Below are 18,817 nucleotides of genomic sequence, written 5' to 3' on the forward strand. Positions count from 1 at the left end.
CGACGAGGTCGTCGGCCTGATGAACGGGCTCGCCAAGCCCGCGAAGGGACAAGTCGACCCGTCGAGCCCGTGGTTCGGCAAGCCGAGCTTTGACTTGAAGTACGATCTTGCCGCGGCGAAGAAGCTGGTCGAGGAAGCCGGCTACTCAAAAGCCAAGCCGCTGAAGACCACCTTCATCATCGCGCAGGGAGGCACCGGCCAGATGCTGTCGCTGCCGATGAACGAATTCCTGCAGCAGAGCTTCAAGGAAATCGGCATCGACGTCGATTTCAAGGTGGTCGAGCTCGAGACGCTCTACACCCATTGGCGCAAGGGTGCCGCCGACGAGATCAACGCCGGCATCACCGCCAACAACATCGCTTACGTCACGTCCGATCCGCTCTACGCCATCGTCCGCTTCTTCGCCTCCGACCAGATCGCACCCGTCGGCGTCAACTGGGGCGGCTACAAGAATCCCAAGGTCGACGCCCTGATCAACGAGGCCAAGCAGACCTTCGACACCGCCAAGCAGGACGAGCTGATCGCGCAGGCGCATGCGCTGGTGGTCGACGATGCCGTGCTGGTCTGGGTCGTCCACGACACCAACCCGCACGCGCTGTCGCCGAAGATCAAGCAGTTCGTGCAGGCACAGCACTGGTTCCAGGACCTGACGACGATCGGGGTGGAGTGAGGACACAGGCACAGCTACCGTAGGGTGGGTCAGCTCTGCAGATGCGCGAAGAGCATCTGCAGAGCGTAACCCACCATGCTTCCGCGAATGCCGACCGAAGTTGGTGGGTTACGCTCAACGGATTGCGCTTCGCGCATCCGCTGAGCTAACCCACCCTACAAACCACACATCCTATTTCGTCAGCAACGCATACGCGCCGGTCCAGCCCTCCGGCGGCGGATTGGCTTTGAACTCCTCGATGCGAGCTTCGTACAGCTTGAACAGCTTTTCCAGCGTATCGGCATCTTCGCTGCGGCGGCCGCGCTCGATGGCATCGAGTGCGCCCTGCCAGTCGCGGCCACGGTAGCAGCCGAGCATCTCGATGGTGATGTTGCGCAGGCGCTGGAACGCGGCCGACTGCATCACGTCCTCGCGGCCGGCAATGGCATAGATCACCTCCGGCTCGGTCTTGCCCTTGACCATGATGAAGTCGAGCTCGAGGATCGCGAACCTGTCCTTGGCGGCGAGCGCGGTGCGGGAGCCGACGATGATCGGGAAGCCGTATTCCTTGGTCTGGCCCTCCAGGCGCGAGGCCAGGTTGACGCTGTCGCCGAGCACCGAATAGTTCTTCTTCAGGTCGGACCCCATGTTGCCGACCACGCCGATACCGGTGTTGAGGCCGATGCCGACATTGAGCGGAATGTAGACGTGGCCGCCATGGGCCGCTTCCTGCTCGCGCTCGGCGTTGACGACGTCGATCTTCTCGAGCATCCGGATCGCGGCCTCGCAGGCATGGACCTGGTGCTCGGCATCGTCGAGCGGTGCGTTCCAGAACGCCATGATGGCATCGCCCATATATTTGTCGACGTAGCCGTTCTGTTCGATGATCACGTCCGTGAGCGGCGTCAGGAAGCGGTTCATCAGCGTGATCAGGCCTTGCGGATCGTGCTTGTAGCTCTCCGAGATCGTGGTGAAGCCGCGTACGTCGGAGAACATGATCGTGAGCTCGCGCTCCTCGCCGCCGAGCACGACCTTCTCCGGCGATTGCGCCAGCTGCTCGACCAGCACGGGCGACATGTATTGCGCGAAGATGCCGCGGATCTGCACGCGCTGGCGCTGCTCGCGCACGAAGCTCGCGAAGATGAAGGTCAGGTAGATCGCGGTGGTCGACAGCAGCGGATAGGTGAAGTCGATCAGATAGCGGGACTTCCAGTAGGAGAACCACGAGGTGCCGACCAGCACCGCGGCAAACATCGCGCCCGCCAGCACCAGCCGGACGGGACCGAGGTTCGGCGTGAAGATGATGACGAGGATGCCGATGATGACCGCGGCGAGCATCTCGACACCGAGCGCATAGCTCGGTTGCGAGATCACCGCTTTGCTCAGCACGCTTTCGAGCACCTGGGCGTGGATCTCGACTCCCGGCATGGTCGAGGACACCGGCGTGGTCTTGATGTCGTTCAGACCGGCGGCGGAGGTGCCGATCAGCACCAGCTTGCCGCGGATCATGCTCGGCGGCACAGTGTTGTCGAGCACGTCGGCCGCCGAGACGTAGATCGTGGGATCGCGGCGGGCGTAGTGGATCCAGAGCTGGCCGTTCTTGTCGGTCGGGATCTCGAAGCCCTTGAGGCGGATGGCGCGAATGCCGGTCTTCTCGGTCCTGAGCAGCAGTGTCGGCGTTCCCGTGATGACCCGCAGGATCTCCAGGCTCAGCGAGGGCATGATGTTGCCCTGGGCGCGCATGATCATCGGCACCCGGCGGATCAGGCCGTCGCGCTCGGTCTTGATCGAGAACAGGCCACGGCCGGCGGCAACCTTCTCGATGACTGGCACGTTGCGCAGCAGGCCGGGGAATTCGAACAGGAATTTGTCGGCATCCGCCTCGCCGACCGTCGCGACGCCGGTGAAGGGCAGCGTCTTGTCGAGCTCGCCCCCGACCTCCGGCTGGCCGGTCTCGCCCAGCACCACGCGGGAGCGCTTGATCGCCTCGGACAGAATCTGGTCGTTGCTCGGCAGCTCGCGCAGGCGGGTGCGGGTGACTTCATCCAGATAGCGCATCTGGTTGGCGACGAGGTCCGGATTGAGCCGATCGGCCTCCGAGAACACCACGTCGAAACCGATCGCCACCGCGCCGAGATTGGTGAGGTTGATGATCATGTCCGCGATCCGCGTTCGCGGCCACGGCCATTGGCCGAACCTGGCGAGGCTCTTGTCGTCGATGTCGATGATGGTGACCGGCCGCACCTCCTTCTTGTCGCGCGGATCGAGCAACTGGAATATGTCGAAGACGCGAAGCCGCAGCTCCTGGACCGGCGGCGGATCCCAGACGCGCAAGCTTGCGAAGACGACCAGCAGCCCAAGGCACACCAGCCGCGCCAAGCCGAACTTTCGCGCGAACCACCGGCGCAGAATTTTGAGACGTTTCATGCCGGATCAATATCACGCTTTCGCGACGAACGGCAGGGACATCGGATGGCCCCTCGTCAGGCGTGGAGAATGTCGTTCGCGGCGAGGTGCGTTATCCCCTTCAGGAGGATGGTGTCGGCCGCATCGATCGTGATGAGGGTATCCGCCGGGTTTGCCGGCGACAGGCTCACATGTTGCGCCATCCAGTTGGAAATATTGCCGGTCGTCACGACGGCCCTGAGATCGATCAGATCCACACCGGAGGTGAAGTTCACGATGGTGTCGTGGTTCGAGTTGGCTGCGAACACGAACTGATCGGGCCCGACCGTTCCGAAGAACACATCCTTGCCCGTCGTCCCGGTGACGGCGAGCCTGCTCATGTCCCCTTCTTCGCGAAGATTGAAGATCAGGTTGAGCGTGTCGGTCGCACCGTGACCATCGGCCACCGTCAGCGCAATCTTGTCAGTCGCGGGTTCGCCGCTGCCCTCATTGTAGGTCACGGTGCGCAGCAACGTATTGATGCTGGCGAGAGAACCCGATCCCGACGACGGACCGGCACTGCTGCCCGGACCCACGGTGGTCGCGTGAAGCGTGAAAGTTTCGCCCGCGACAGCATCCGTGTCGGTGACCTTGAGGCCGCGAACCACAATGAACTCGTCATCGTTCTGGACCACGCTGACATTGTCGATGTTGATCACGGGCGCTTCGTCGGCACCAGTGACGTTCACCTTGAACGCCGCCGTCCCCGTTGCACCATGCACGTCCGTGGTCTGGACCGTGAAATTGTCGGTGTAATTGCCTGCCGTGAGCGCGTTGATCGCCGCGGCATTCGGAACATAGCTGTAGCTGCCGTCGGCCGCGACGGTCAGCGAACCATAGAGGCCGGCAACCGTCGTCGTGGCATGGTGAGCTGCGTCGAGCACGGCATAGGTCAGCGTCGCGGTCTCGCCGCTGTCGGCATCGGTGCCGGCCAGCTTGCCGGTGAGATTGGAGAAGGTGTCGGTCGCGGCGGTGTCCACGAGGGGCCCCGTGGTGACCGGGGCCAGCGTCGGCGCATCGTTCGCGCCTGATATCGTGACCGTGACCTGCGCCGTGTCGGTGCCACCGTGATGGTCATCGAGCGTGATGGTCGAGACCACGGTCGCGGTCTGGCCCTGCCCGAGGAAATCCAGCGCGCTGTCCTTGATCGAATAGCTCCAGTCGGCGCTGCCGTTGTTCTTGCCCGATGTCAGGACCGAGAGCGCATTCTCCAGCGCGCTCGCCTGACTCGATGTCAGGGTGAGCTGGGTGTGGCCGTCGGTGTCGAGCCAGGTCGCGGACTGGCCGGTGACCGTCGCCGTCGGCCGGTCGGTCAGGTCGACATCGGTGAAATGGATCGTGCCGCTGGCCGGACTAGACTGATCCGGGCTCGAGGAGCCCGTGACGCCGGACTGCTCCGCCACGACCGCCGTCGGCGAGGTTTCGGCAGGATTGAAGGCCGGCTTGTCGTCGGCCGCGACGTCAGTGATCAGGGTGCCGCCATGACCGTCGCTGCTGCCAGCGAAATGCGCATTGCTGTAGTCACCGTTGAGCTTGATCGTGATGCTGTGGCCATGGGCATCGCTGACGACAAGATTGCCGGTTTTGGCGTCGTAGGTCGCCGAGGTACCGCCGTCGTAGACGATGTTCGCCAGGTCGAGCTTGTCGGTGGTCGCGAACCCCGCAACGGCACCGGCGAAGCTCGCCGTATCGATCTGAAGCTCGGCGCTGCCGCCGCCGAAGGTGATGGTCTGCGACACCGTGGCGCCGACGTCGAGCGTCGCGCCGGCGTCGATCTTGACAGTGCCAGAGCCCGACAGCGAGCCGAACAGCGTCAGGGTGCCCGTGTGGATTTCGATCGCGCTGGTATCGGTGGTGGTGATGGCGCCTTTGATGACCGTCGTGCCCCAACTCTCGATCTCGCCGGAATTGGTGATGGCGAATGCGACGCCGTCCGCACTTGAGACCAAGGCGCCGTCGAGGAGCTTGACGTCGCCGGCATTGTCGATCGTCGACAGCGTGCCGAACACGCTGGTGCCGGAAACCGTCCAGGTGCCGCCGCTCTCGTTGTCGAACGTCGCGCTTGCGACCGAGACGTTGCCGTTGATGTGCCCGCTGTTGTTGATCGCGATCGCGCCGCCGGTCTGGAGAATCGCGGAGGTCGTCGAGCCGACCGTCGTGGCATCGTCGGGCCCGATGGCGCCGGAATTGTCGATCAGAACGTTTCCCGTACCACCCGAAATCGAGATCGCGGCCGAGCCGCTTCCCGCAGCAATATGTCCGTGACTATCGTTGGTGATGTGAATCAGCCCGGTGCCGAGGAGGTCCTGATTCACCTCGATGCCGGCGCCAAAGGTGCCCGCGACGGTCCCATCGTTGCTGATGGTGATCTTGCCCGCGCCAAAGGCATCGGCCTCGATCCCGTATGCACCTGTGGCGAGGCCATCGTTGGTGATGGCGACGTCGCCGCCACCATGAGCAAAAGCGACGATCGCGTGATCCGCGGCGGTGATCGAGGATCCCGCCTCCGCAGTCACCGTGACGTTGCCAAGCCCCCAAGTGAAGGCCTGGATGCCTTCGCCCGCCGCGACGATTGTTGCGTCGCTATCCACCGTCACATCGCCATAGACGGTGGTCGGAGTGCCCGTCGAGAAGCTGAGGCCTGGCGTGTAGCCGGCGGCAATGCCGGCCGACGGCGAGCCGTCGACATTGACCGTGGGACCCGAATTGATCGTCCCATGCGCAATCACGGAGATCGTGCTGCCAACATCCTTGGCAATCGCCGTTGCCGAGTTGATCGCAACGATGCCGCCGGAGCCTGATGTGATGGCACTGCCGGCTTCGGTGGTGACGGTCACGTCGCCGGAGCCGAAGCTACGCGCGCGAATACCATTGGCCGAGCTGCCGGTGACCGCCCCGCCGGCATCGATCGTGATGTCGCCATCGCCGTGAGTCGTCGCCTCGATGCCGAAGGCGCCGCCGGCCGCACCGCCGTGCTGGGTGATCGAGATGTCGCCGGCATTGGCGGCGTTGAGGTTCTCGACGAGAATGCCTTCCGAATTTGCGCCGCTGCCGGTCGCCGTTCCGGTCAAATTGTCGATGGTGATGTTGCCGAAGCCCGTGGCGCTGTCGCGCAGCGTGATGCCGTTGCCGGCAAGGCCGGCGATGTTCCCGGTCGCGGTGAGCGAGATGTCGCCGGTGCCGTTCTCGGTGACGACAACACCATTGGCCGCGCCTTTCAGCGCGCCCGAGGGCGTCAGCACGATATTGGCGGGCTTTGCCGAGGTGCCGCCGCTCGCCGTGAAGTCAAGCGCGTCACCGCTCGACGCCGCGATATCGGCCGCGCCCGCGACCTTGAATATGCCGCCCTTCGACGACTGGCCGGCGATGGTGCCGGTGAAGCCCTGGCCGGCGACCTTGTCGAGCAGGAGCGTGTCGGCGCCGCCGGCGAAGGTCACGGTCTGCGCCGTCGCTCCCGCGAGCTCCAACGTTGCGCCGTCATCGATAACCAGCGTGCCGATGCCGGTCAGGCCGGCGGAGAGGTTCAGTGTCCCCGCCTCTACCTCGATCGTGCCGGTGTTGGTGACCCCGGCCGAGATCGTGTTGAGGCCGGAGACGCCGTAGAGATGACCGGAATTGGTAAGGCTGCCGCCGTTGATCGAGGCTGCCGTCAGATAGAGTTTCGAGACGCCGTCGACCGTGACGGCGCCGCCATCATTGGTCACACCAAGGCTCGACAGCTTCAAAATGCCGCCGTTGATCGCCTTGATATCAGCGGTGTTGACGATGTGCTCGCCAACGACATCGAGCTCGCCACCATTGGCCTGGAGAAGGTGGCTGTTGGTCAGCGTATGGATCAGGGCAGGGTCGATCGTCAGCTTGCCACTGGTGACCGATATCGTGCCGGTGTTGGTGATGTCGGCGTCGGTGATGGCGCTGGTGCCTGTCGATTCCAGCGTGCCCGCTATCGTCATCGTGCCGCCGGCGATGGTCGCATCGGAAAGATCGAGCGTCGAGCCGGTTTCGACAAACACCGCACCGTCGGTGTTGGTCACAGTCGTCGAGATCAGCTTCAAGACGCCGTCGTTGATCGCGGACAGCGCTCCGGTGTTGCTGACGGCTTCTCCGTCGATGTCGAGCTCGGCATTGTTGGCCCGGATCGTGCCGCCGTCGTTGGTGATCACAGGCGCGGGCGTCGTCGCCGCCAACGTCAGCAGGCCGCCGAGTGTGGATTCCAGCAGATAAGTGTTCGAGATGCTGGTATCGGTGATCGCGCTGATACCCGATGACACAAGCGTCCCGGCGATGGTGAGCGCACCGCCGGTCAGGGTAGCGCCAGCCAGCGTCAGCTTCCGGTCGGCCTCGACCTTGACGGTGCCGCCATTGGCGATGGCGCTCGCCGACACGGTTGCGTCGCCGAATGACAGAACGACGCCGCTCCCGACCGTCACGACTCCCTTGTTCAGGGTCGCATGGCCATCGATCGCGCTGTCGCCGGTGACACCAATCGCGCCGCCCGAGGCGCCGTTGTAGTTGTTGATGATGCCGCCGCTGATCTCGGTGCCCGACAGCGTGAGGATCTGGCCGTCATCGATCTGCACCGTCCCCTTGTTGGTCACGATATCATTGAGCAGCGCCGCAGCACCCGCGATCTCCAGCGTGCCGTTGTTGGCGACAGGACCGCCCTGGATCCTGGAACCACCCTTGAGCTGGACCGTACTATCGAGCTCGATGCCGGCATTGTCGGTGATGACCGAGCCCGACACCGTGATGCCGTTCAGGGTCAGCTTGGCGTCGGCGGTCACCACGCTGGTGCTCAGCGTTGCGCCCCCGTCGATCTTGCTGGCGACGGTCACGTCGATCGCGCCGGCGCCGTTGATCGCACCGCCCGAAATCTCCGTGCCGGACAGCGTCAGCGTCTGGCTGCCGTCGACTTGAAGGGTGCCGTTGTTGGTGACGACGTCATTGAGCAGCGCCGCAGCGCCCGCGATATCCAGCTTGCCGTTGTTGGTGACAGGGCCGCCTTGGATCTTGGCGCTGTCCTGGAGCTTGACGGTGTTGTCCAGCTCGATGCTGGAATTATCGGTGATGGTCGATCCCGACACCGTGATGCCGTTGAGCGTCAGTTTGGCGTCGGCGATGACTGCACTGGTGCTCAGCGTGGCACCGCCGTCGATCTTGCTGGCGACCGTGACGTCGATCGCGCCGGCGCCGTTGATCGCACCGCCCGAAATCTCCGTGCCGGACAGCGTCAGCGTCTGGCTGCCGTCGACCTGCACGGTGCCGTTATTGGTCACGACGTCATTGAGCAGCGCTGCAGCGCCCGCGATCTCCAGCTTGCCGTTGTTGGTGACAGGGCCGCCCTGGATCTTGGCGCCGTCCTGGAGCTTGACGGTGTTGTCCAGCTCGATGCTGGAATTATCGGTGATGGTCGATCCCGACACCGTGATGCCGTTGAGCGTCAGTTTGGCGTCGGCGATGATTGCGCTGGTGCTCAGCGTGGCAGCGCCGTCGATCTTGCTGGCGACCGTGACGTCGATCGTGCCGGTGCCATCGATGGCTCCGCCGGAAATCTCCGTGTTCGACAGCGTCAGCGCCTGGCTGCCGTCGACCTGCACGGTGCCGTTATTGGTCACGACGTCGTTAAGCAGCGTCGCAGCACCCGAGATCTCCAGCGTGCCAGCGTTGGTCACATGACCGCCCTGGATCCTGGCGCCACCCTTGAGCTGGACCGTGTTATCGAGCTCGATGCTGGCGTTGTCGGAGATGACCGAGGCCGACACCGTGATGCCGTCGAGCGTCAGCTTGGCATCGGCCGTGACCGTCGCGACGCTGAGCGTGGCACCCTTGTCGATGGTGCTGGCGCCGATGACATCGATGCTGCCGACGCCTTTGATCGCACCGCCGCTGATCGTGGCATCGTTCAGGATCAACGCGGCGTCGACAACGACTTTGCCGCTGGAGTTATCGACAGTAGAGCCCGGACCAATCGCGAGCGCGCCTGTGAGCACCTCGATGATTCCGGCATTGGTCACCGCCTCGTCATTGAGCGCATTGCCCGCGCCGCTGACATCGAGGGTACCGTTGTTTTTCAGGACACCGTTGCTCAGCACGGCATTGCCGGTGAGGTCGAGCTCGCCGTTGTTCGTGACCGTGCCGGTACCTGGCAGCACAAGGGTGAACGTGCTGTCGCTCTCGCCACCTTCGATCGCCGCCGCTCCGGGGAGGACAACGATCTTTCCGCCGTCGATGGTCGCACCGTTGACGATCAGCTTGCCATCGCCATCGACAGTGAGGTCGCCTTGATTGTTGACATCGGAGCCCTGGTCAATCGTCAATACACGATCGGCAAGAACCTCGATCTTGCCAGCGTTGTGGACGGCCTCGTTTGCGAACTCGGCCACGCCTTGGACGTAGACACCGCCGAAATTATCGACGTCCAGCGCACCGTTTTCGATCAGGCTGGCACCCTCCAGCACCAATGCACCCATAATGTTAAGAGTGCCGCCATCGATCGTTGCGCCGTCAACGATCAGATTCGCCGCGGAATCGACCTGCACGGTACCGCCGGCATTGGCAATGCTGGCGCTCAGTTGCAGCGGTCCGCCGGAAAGTGCAATCGTGCCGGAATTGACGATGGTGGTCAGCGTATCGATCGTCCCGCCCGCGGCCAGCGTGAGGTAGCCCGCATTGGTAATCGCGGCGGTATTGATAACGACCTCGCCGTTCGTCCTGGTGATCGTCTCGACATCGATCGCGCCGCCGACGAGAACAGTGCCATCTGCAGCATTGGTGAACTTGGCGTCGGCATTGAGCTTGAGCTCGCCGGCGAGCGTCAGCGTGCTGTGATTGACCACCTCCGGCGCTGTGTGGCCGGCCGTCTTGTCGTAATCGTCCATCGTCAGCGACTTGCCGAACGCCGCTATGTCGATGGTGACGGGATAGGACGGGGTCAGCCCATGCAGCTGATCGGTGATGACGATGACGTCGTCATCGATCGTCGGCGCGACGCCTGTTTCCCAGTTGGCGCCGGTCTTCCAGAAGCCGCCCGAGGGCTTGTTGGTCGCGATCCACACCACGGCAGGCGCATCGGTGCCCGTGATCGTGACCGTGATGGTCTGGTCCGAGGTTGCCCCTTGCGAATCCGTGACCGTGACGGTGTAGGTCAGGGTCAGCACCTCACCCTTCGGGATGAAGTCGGCGAGATAGACAGGAATATCTCCGAGCGACCAATTCACCGTCCCCGTGCCGGACCCGGTGCTGTCGTGGCCGGACGCGATCGAGACCGAGAGGTCGGCCGCGAAGAAGTCGTGGATGCTCTGGGGTACCGTCCCGCCGGGCAGGACCGCGCTGAATTTGGACACCGCCACCGTGTGCGTGTCGGTCAGGTCGACGTCGGTGAAGGTCAGCGTCCCCGCCGTCGGCACCTTGGTGGCGAGCGAGCCGCCTGCCGTGCTGGTGCCGCCCGAAAACGTGATGGTCGGAACGCTGGTGGTGATCACCGGCTTGTCGTTTGTGCCCGTGATCGTGATGGTGATCGGGAAGTCATTCGATTCAGGATTGATTGCGAAATTGTCGTTGACGTGGACCATGTAGGTCAATGTCAGCGTTTCGCCGGCCCCGAGGAAATCGAAGACGTGGTCGGGGATCGTGTAGGTGAGGGTCGCAGAACCGTTGTTGGTGTTGCCCGCGTCGGCGGCCACGCTGATCTGGATCTGCGTTGCCGCGATGTCCTGCTTCTGCAGAGCATTGAGCGAACCGGTGACGTCGTGTTTGCCGGCGTCCATGTAGACGTAGTTCGGTGCCGCACCGAGGTCCACCGACACCGTCGGTCGATCGCCCAGGTTTTGATCGACGAAGTTGATCCGGATCGTGACCGTGTCGGGACCGACGGCCGCGCCGTTCGCATCCGCGCGGTCGGCGGTCGCGCCCGCGTGTTCTTTCAACGCGAACGATGACGTCGCGGTGCCATTGGCATCGAGACTCGCCGCACGGGGTGCGCCGGGGAAGCGGTCGGCCCCCTTGTCCTGCCCGCTCTGCCCAGGGGTGGTGCCACTGTTGCCCGGGTTGGTGAAGGTCGCGGTCGCGGTGGCGCCGGTGTCCGTCTTGATCACGACGATGTTGCCGTTCTGCGTGATCGTGTCGGTGAAGTTGGTGGTGAGCTTGGTGTTGGTGTTGTTGTCCGTGAACTTGAGCGTGAACACGTCCGTGATCAGCTTTTGCACGTCAGGCGACAGCAGCGCATTGGTGACCGAGACGTTGCCGCCGCTGATCTGGATCATCTGGCCGGCCTGGTTGACCGTCGCGATCGGCAGCAGCGTCAGCTTGTCGAACAGGATGTAGGAGCCGGTGGTGCCGTTGGGCTCGACCAGCACCTGGAAATTCGCCTGCGGCTGCGGATCGCCGCCGCCGGAGGGGACGACGAAGTTGATCTCCGTCAGCACCGCCGTGCCGCGGATGCCCATGGTGGCGACCGGCGTGTCGATCTTCATGTCGCCGTGCTTGGCGGTCTCACCGGCGACGAAGGTGATGGTGCCGGCGACGAGACTCAGCAGCGAGGAATTGTTCGACCCGTTGGGGTCGTAGACCATCTCGTTCAGCACCATCCTGGCGTTGGAGGACAGGCCGAACACGGTGCCGTCGATGAAGGTGACGCCGAGTGTCGAGTCCGAGCCGGTAGAGACCACGTCGCCCTTCTCGACGTTGTCGCCATTGTTCAGGATCACCGAGACGCCGTTGCGGATCGCTGTCGCACTGCCGGTCAGCTTGGTGACGTGGCCGATGACCTGCGCGGCGGCGGCCCCGGGTGCGGCCTGCGCAACCTGGACGTAGCCGGTGAGGGCGTTGACGATGTCGCCGGTGAGATGGGCGCCGTCGGGCGAGGCGATCGCCGCGCGCTTGTCGCCCCTGAAATAGTCGTGAAGGACGACATCGTGGCCGTCATGGGACAGCACGAGATCGAGACCGCTGCGCTTGAAATCACCGTGGAAGATCAGATTGGGATCGGCAATGACGACCGCGCCGTCGGGCAAGTGGCCATGAGCCTTCGCAGTAAAGGACTCGGCGGTCAAGGAATCGACATGGCCGGAGGCGGGCGAGCGAGAGCCCTGGCCATCCCCGGAAAGCGCGGCGTCAAATTTGCCAGCGTAATTCAACCGGACACCCGAAAAGGGTTAAAATTTATGAAAGTATCAACTGCCTAAGCTTGCTTATCATTACCAAGTCCTTAGTGAAACCATCTATTGCTTGTGTGATTTGGCGTCACTTGGCTTTCGGCGACTATGCTTGTCGCGACACCCATAGAAGAAATTGAGTATTTATTGCCGACTTCACAGGTATGAACTCGTCTTTCTGAATACATTTTCGACCGTCCCCTGTATTCTGCTGTATAAATTCAACAACAGATACTTGCTTCGTCTTCGCATCGCGAAGCCCCGCGGCATAGTGCGGCAAATACGGGGCCAAATCTGTGAGCCAACTAACAGAACCCGTGAAATAGCAGGTCATTAGCCATAACAGGCAGAATCGCTCCTCCCGCAACCTCCGCATGCAATTGCCCCTCTTTCGCGGCGACCGGACCTCCGCCGGCGCCCGACGCCTAAAATTTTAGGCAATTCCGGCAGACCCGCTTCAGCGTGCCACACGGTTTTGGCGGCCCGCCCCGGCGCGTTAAGCAGAACAAAACGGCCCGTCTCGCACTATCTCCGCGCAAGCAACAAGCCCGGCACGTCGAGGTCGAGGGGACCTGAGCGAAGCCGGAAGGGGATGTCAGATGGAGACCGCCGCTCACCGGCGCGCCTGGCGCGCCATCATTGCTCTGTGCGGATTGATCCTGCTCGGGTCGGCCGCCGATCTTCGTGCCGGCACCTTGCTGTCGCCGGGCGCAGGCGTGCTCGTGCGCAAATCCGCCGAGCCATTCGGCGTGTTCGCCTACGCCATTTCCGCCGGCAATCTCCGGCAGAAATGGCTCGCGCTGAAGGAGAAGCTCGACGACGACATGGTGCAGCTCGCACTGTGCGACGGCGACCGCGACAATTGCACCTCGCCCGCGGCGCTGAAGCTGCTCGCCATCGTCGACCAGGCCCGTAGCCGCGACGGCCGCGCGCGGCTCGGCGAGGCCAATCGGGCCATCAACCTCGCCATCCGCGCAACCGATGACGGCATTGACGACATCTGGAGCTCGCCGCTCGCGACCTTCGCGCGCGGCGCCGGCGACTGCGAGGACTACGCCATCGCCAAGCTCGCCGCGCTGCGGCTTGCCGGCGTCGCGGCGGAAGACCTCCGCATCGTCGTGGTGCGCGACGTCAGGGCCGGTGAGGAGCACGCGGTTGCCGCGGCAAAGCTCGACGGCCACTGGCTGATGCTGGACAATCGCCGCATGGCAATGGTCGATGACGACAATGCGCGCATCTATCAGCCGCTGTTCGTGCTCAACCAGTCCGCCGTGCTGAAATATGTCGGCGAACCCGTGCAGTTCTCGATGGCAGGCCCCGAGGCGCACTAGGTGGCCTCGTAGCCCCTTCATAAACCCATTCCGTCGCGCCATCAGGGACGCTAGCATGCCGTCCGGCAATGGCGGGGAACGATGGAATGCGGTCGATCGTGCTGACTGTGCTTGCGCTGCTGGCCTGGCCGGCAGCATCAGGCTTCGCGCAATCGGGCACATCAGCCCCCTCCATCGCCGGCCGGCTGCCGCTGTTTTCCAAGAACAACTGCCAGGCGATCCGCGACCCCGGCAATCAATTGGTCTGCGGTGACGCCGAACTGTCCGCGGCCGCCGAGAAACTGAGCACGGCTGTCGAGGCACGGCTCGCCCGCCTGCCCGACCGCCTGCCCGCGATCGAGGAAAACGCGGTCTGGAATCGCCAGCGCAATCTCGGCTGCGGCATCGTCGGCCAGACCGCAGTTCGCGCCGAGGATTTCGACCGGGTGAAGACCTGCCTGCTCAAGGTGACCGAGGAGCGCGCCGCAATCCTCCGCGATCCGGATTTCGACTGTCTCGCCGCCAACACGGCGGCCGGCGCGCTGATCTGCGCGGACCCGGCGCTGGCGCTGACCGAGACCGAGTTGAACAGCCAGGTGCTCGGCCTGATCGGGAAGCTGGACCCGACCGCCGCGCGCTTTGCCTTTGCGGAATACGGCCGCTGGACGCGCGAGCGCGACCGCAAATGCAATCTGGTCGGCAAGGAGAACGTGCCGCTCGAGGAGCTGGGCTCCGCGGAAGCTTGTCTCGTCGATGATCTCAAGCGCAGGGCCGACGAGATCGCGGCTGCCAAGGGCGATCCGAAGAAGGTGTTCGGCCGGCAGGTTGCAGCGAGAGAGCCCGACACCGACGCCGTCGATTTCTGCGCCGCGCGCATCCACGCCGCCAATTCGTGCGGCAATTTCCTGCGCATCAACCGCGTCTATGCCCTCGACAGCCAGGTGACCGATCAGGAGGCCCAGGTCACCGGCGAAATCGAGATGGTGGTGCTGGCGCCGTTCGCCACCTGTAGCAAAGTGGCCTCGACCTGCACCGGCACCTGCTGGGACGCAGCTACCGGCCTTCCGCGACCGGGCGCCGCCAACAAGGAGCGCTCCGCAGCAGCTTTCAATGTCACGCGCCGCCTGCGGATCCAGCGGACGTTTGCTTTCGTGAAGGCCGCCGACGGCTGGCGCTGCCGCGAGGACGAGCTGGCGCCGGTGAATGCGGGGACGGCGAACGGGGGATCGTAGGGAGCACTCACCCTCCCCTGGTGGGCCTCCAGGGGAGGGTGAAAGCGACACCGCATCAGAACATCAGATTGTCCTTCACCAGCACCCAGCGGCCGCCCCTGACTTGCTGCACCTGGGTGATAGTGTTGGCGAGGTGGTCGGTCTTGGAGAATTTGGTCGGCGGCGAGTTGAAGATGTCGAGGAATTTTTCGCCCGACTCGAGTGAGTCGAGCATCTTCTGTCCGGTCAGATCCTTGCCGGCCTTGTCGGCGTAGAACGCAAACGTCGTCACCGCGTTGTAGCCGATGATCGCCTGCGTGTTGGCGTCGGTGCCGAACATCTTCTTGTAGTTGACCAGCCAGTCGTGGACCTTGCCCTTGGCGGTGTCCTCATAGGGAATCTCGAAGCCCGAGGCCGCATAGAGGCCTTCGACGGCCTCCTTGCCCAGCGTCGGCACCTCCAGCACATTGGTCGGGGTTGCGCCGAGGAAGGTGACGTCCCAGCCGAGCTTCCTGGCCTCCGTCATCGCGCCAATGGTCTCGCGGATCACGGTGCCGAGCACGACGAGATCGCAGCCGTCGGACTTCATCTTGGCGATCTGCGCGCTGAAATCAGAGGCGCCGCGCTTGTAGCTCGTGATCGAGGCGGGCTGCACCTTCATCGCGGCAAGCTGCTGGTTGAAGCCGTCGAGCACGTTCTTTCCGTACTCGTCGTCCTGATGCATGATGCAGGGCTTCCCAAAGTTCTTCCACTCCATCATGTATTTCAGCGCGGCGCGCGTGCTCTCGACATAGGGCAGCAAATTGTTGAACTTGAGCCGTTCCTGGGGCTTGGCCGGATCGAACTTGAAGGTGAATTCGGCGGCCGTCAGCGGAAACAGCTGGAGCACGCCGGCATCGAACAGGATGTCCTGGGCGGCCAGCGTCGGCGCCGACCCCATCGAGCCGATCATGGCGAAGATCTTGTCGCGCTCGACCATTTTCTGTGAGGCCAGCACGCCCTTCTTCGGATCATAGCCATTGTCCTCGAGGATCATCCTGATCTTGCGGCCCTGGATTCCGCCGGCCGCATTGATCTCCTCGACTGCCATCTTCATGCCGTTGGAAACAGGCACGCCCCAGACCTTGATCGGGCCCGACAGGTCCTGATGCGTGCCGATGACGATCTCGCTGGCCGAGATGCCTTCATTGGTGACCTTGGTCTGCGCCGCGGCAGGCAGACAGGTGAGCGCCAGCGCACTCCCAACAAGGCCGACCGCCTTCAACGATTTCGACATTGACGTCTCCTCTCCTCAAGGCCCCGTATGACGCGAAGGGCGGGGCCATCGCCGCTTCGCTGGTTTGTTCCGCTAAGCCACCGCGCGCTCGCGATACATCGCGTCGATCTCGGCGGCGTAACGCTTGTTCACGAAATTGCGTTTCAGCTTCATGGTCGGCGTCAGCTCCTCGTCCTCCGGCGTGAGCTGGCGCTCGATCAGGTAGAATTTCTTGATGGTCTCGACGCGCGCGAAGTTGGCGTTGACGCCTTCGATCTCGCGCCAGATCAGGTCCTGGATCTCGCTGGCCCGGCACAGGCTGGCGTAATTGGTGAAGGGGATGTCCTGATCCTGGGCGAATTTTTCGACGTTCTCCTGGTCGATCATCACGAGGCAGGTGAGGTATGGGCGCTTGTCGCCGATCACCACGGCATCCGAGATGTAAGGCGAGAACTTCAGCTGGTTCTCGATCTCCGACGGCGTGATGTTCTTGCCGCCCGAGGTGATGATGATGTCCTTCATCCGGTCGGTGATGCGGACAAAGCCCTCGACATCGATGGTGCCAACGTCGCCGGTATGCAGCCAGCCGCGGGAGTCGATCGTTTCCGCCGTCCGCTCCGGCTGGTTCAGATAGCCCATGAACAGGAAGTCGCCTTTGATCAGGATCTCGCCTTCGGGCGAGAGCGCGACCTCGCCCCAGCGTACGGCCGTTCCGACCGAGCCGAGCTTGATCCTGTCCGCCGGCATCATGGTCGCGACGCCGCAATTCTCGGTCTGGCCGTAGACCTCGTGCATGTCGACGCCGAGCGCCAGATACCAGCGGATCAGATCCGGTGCGATCGGCGCCGCGCCGGTGAAGGCGATGCGACAGCGGTCGAGCCCGATCATGCGGCGGATGTTGCGAAAGACCAGCTGATAGGCGACGCTGTTGGCGATGCGCAAACCCAGCGGCGGGGCCCTGCCTTCGATCCGGCAATCGACCATGCGGTAGCCGATCGCGATGGCGCGGCGATAGACCCATTGCTGGAACGGCGTCGCATCCTTCAGCGCAATGGTGATGGCGGAATAGAATTTTTCCCAGATCCTGGGCACCGCGAGGAACACGGTCGGCTGCACCTCGCGTAAATTGTCAGGCACGGTCTCCGGGCTCTCGGCAAAGTTCATCACCGAGCCGAGCGCGACCGAGATGTAATAGCCGCCGACGCGCTCGGCGACGTGACAGAGCGGCAGGAAGATCAGCCGGTCCTCGTCCTCGCGCGCCGGAATGAAGTCGCCCGCGTGCCGCATCTGATGCGTGACGCTGCGGTTGGCGTGCATCGCGCCCTTGGGCGGACCTGTCGTGCCTGACGTATAGACGAGCACGGCGAGATCATCGGCGCTGCGGCTGTCGATCATCTCCTGCCACAGCGCCTCGTGGCCGACCATGGAGTTGCGGCCGAGCGCCCGAAACTCCTCGAACGACATCACCATGTCGTCGAAGAAGCCGCTGAGCCCTTCCATGTCGAACACGACGATCTTGTGCAGGCTGGGACAGCGGGTGCGGCAGGCGAGGATCTTGTCGAGCTGCTCCTCGTCTTCGGCGAAGATCACGCGCGTGGTGGAATCATTGACGAGATACTCGACCTGGGCAGCTGAATCGGTCGGATAGATGCCGGAGGAAACACCGCCGGCGCAGAGAATGCCCATGTCGGCGTAGATCCATTCCGGCACGGCGTTGGCGATGATCGAGGCGACGTCGCCGGGCATGAAGCCGATGGCGCGAAGGCCGTAGGCGATCTCCTTCGAGATCTCAAGCCATTCGCGCCAGCTGGTCGGTTGCCAGATGCCGAATTTCTTCTCACGGATCGCTGGTCTGTCGCCGCGCAACTCTGCCGCGCGCAAGAAGCTCTTCGCGATCGTATCAGCGACCGTCAGCACCGCCGGCCGGGCCATGCACGTCTCCTTCTTGTCGCCCCTAATGGTTCATCGCCGAAACTCTCGCCGCCAAGTTCTCATCTCCAAGTTCTCATCTCCAAGTCTTCTTCTTTTTCCAGCGCCGTTCGCCCCGCGCGCCGGCCTCCTTGGCGCCGAGGTAGAATTCCTGGATGTCCTGCGAATGCATCAGGCGGTCGCAGCTGTCGTTCATGACGACGCGACCGATCTCCAGCACATAGCCGTAATGCGCCGTCTCCAGCGCCACCCGCGCATTCTGCTCGACCAGCAGGATCGACATGCCCTGCTCCTCGTTGACGCGGCGGATGATCGTGAAAATCTCCTTCACCAGCAGCGGCGACAGGCCGAGCGAGGGCTCATCGAGCAGCAGCAGCGTCGGCCGGTTCATCAGCGCGCGTCCGATCGCGAGCATCTGCTGCTCGCCGCCGGAGAGCTGGCCGGCCGGCTGGTCGATGCGCTCCTTCAGCCGCGGGAAATAGCCGTAGACCCGCTCCAGATCTTCCGTCACGCCGTCGCGATCGCGGCGCGGATAGGCGCCCATCATCAGGTTCTCGCGCACCGAGAGGAACGGGAACACCTCACGTCCCTCGGGCACATGGCTAAGGCCGAGACGGACGATCCTGTCCGCCTCCATGCGCTGGATCGGCCTGCCCATGAACTCGATCGAGCCTTTCTGCGGATCGAGAATGCCGGAGATGGTCTTCAGCACCGTCGTCTTGCCGGCGCCGTTGGCGCCCAGCAGCGTGACGATGCGGCCGCGCGGCACCTCGAGCGAGATGCCCCGGATCGCCATGATCGGCCCGTAGTAGCTCTCGATGTTGGAGAGTTTCAAGATGATATCGGGCGCCGCCGTCGCATCCATC

Annotated in this window: 8 protein-coding genes; 3 read left to right on the top strand and 5 right to left on the bottom strand. The window is 63.6% G+C overall.

The window, feature by feature from the left end:
• The coding region (locus G8O24_RS25990; protein WP_244645995.1) for an ABC transporter substrate-binding protein at window positions 1–670 on the top strand (670 nt) is incomplete at its 5' end.
• Window positions 671–841: 171 nt separating this feature from the next.
• Here the strand turns inward: G8O24_RS25990 and G8O24_RS25995 are convergent.
• A complete protein-coding gene (locus G8O24_RS25995; RefSeq protein ID WP_188104350.1) occupies window positions 842–3,076 on the bottom strand; it encodes a CHASE2 domain-containing protein in 2,235 nt (744 codons plus the stop codon).
• Window positions 3,077–3,132: 56 nt separating this feature from the next.
• A complete protein-coding gene (locus G8O24_RS26000; RefSeq protein ID WP_244645996.1) occupies window positions 3,133–12,105 on the bottom strand; it encodes a VCBS domain-containing protein in 8,973 nt (2,990 codons plus the stop codon).
• Between the two features lie 740 nt (window positions 12,106–12,845).
• Here G8O24_RS26000 and G8O24_RS26005 point away from each other — a divergent pair.
• Entirely contained in the window at window positions 12,846–13,577 is a 732-nt protein-coding gene (locus tag G8O24_RS26005) for a transglutaminase-like cysteine peptidase (RefSeq protein WP_188104354.1), read from the top strand.
• An 86-nt stretch (window positions 13,578–13,663) separates the two neighbouring features.
• The gene (locus G8O24_RS26010; protein ID WP_188104356.1) at window positions 13,664–14,788 is read left to right on the top strand and encodes a lysozyme inhibitor LprI family protein; all 1,125 of its coding nucleotides are present in this window, start codon (window positions 13,664–13,666) and stop codon (window positions 14,786–14,788) included.
• A gap of 55 nt (window positions 14,789–14,843) precedes the next feature.
• Here G8O24_RS26010 and G8O24_RS26015 read toward each other — a convergent pair whose 3' ends face one another.
• The 3 genes from G8O24_RS26015 to G8O24_RS26025 form a co-directional block, all read right to left on the bottom strand.
• Window positions 14,844–16,043 (bottom strand): ABC transporter substrate-binding protein, encoded by a 1,200-nt coding sequence (locus tag G8O24_RS26015; RefSeq protein WP_188104358.1) that lies wholly within the window; start codon window positions 16,041–16,043, stop codon window positions 14,844–14,846.
• 72 nt (window positions 16,044–16,115) lie between these two features.
• The gene (locus tag G8O24_RS26020) at window positions 16,116–17,954 is read right to left on the bottom strand and encodes an AMP-dependent synthetase/ligase (protein ID WP_188104360.1); all 1,839 of its coding nucleotides are present in this window, start codon (window positions 17,952–17,954) and stop codon (window positions 16,116–16,118) included.
• A gap of 73 nt (window positions 17,955–18,027) precedes the next feature.
• Window positions 18,028–18,816 (bottom strand): ABC transporter ATP-binding protein, encoded by a 789-nt coding sequence (locus tag G8O24_RS26025; protein ID WP_188104362.1) that lies wholly within the window; start codon window positions 18,814–18,816, stop codon window positions 18,028–18,030.
• Window position 18,817 lies beyond the last annotated feature (1 nt).

Source organism: Bradyrhizobium campsiandrae, assembly GCF_014529705.1.
GTDB classification, from domain to species: Bacteria; Pseudomonadota; Alphaproteobacteria; order Rhizobiales; family Xanthobacteraceae; genus Bradyrhizobium; species Bradyrhizobium campsiandrae.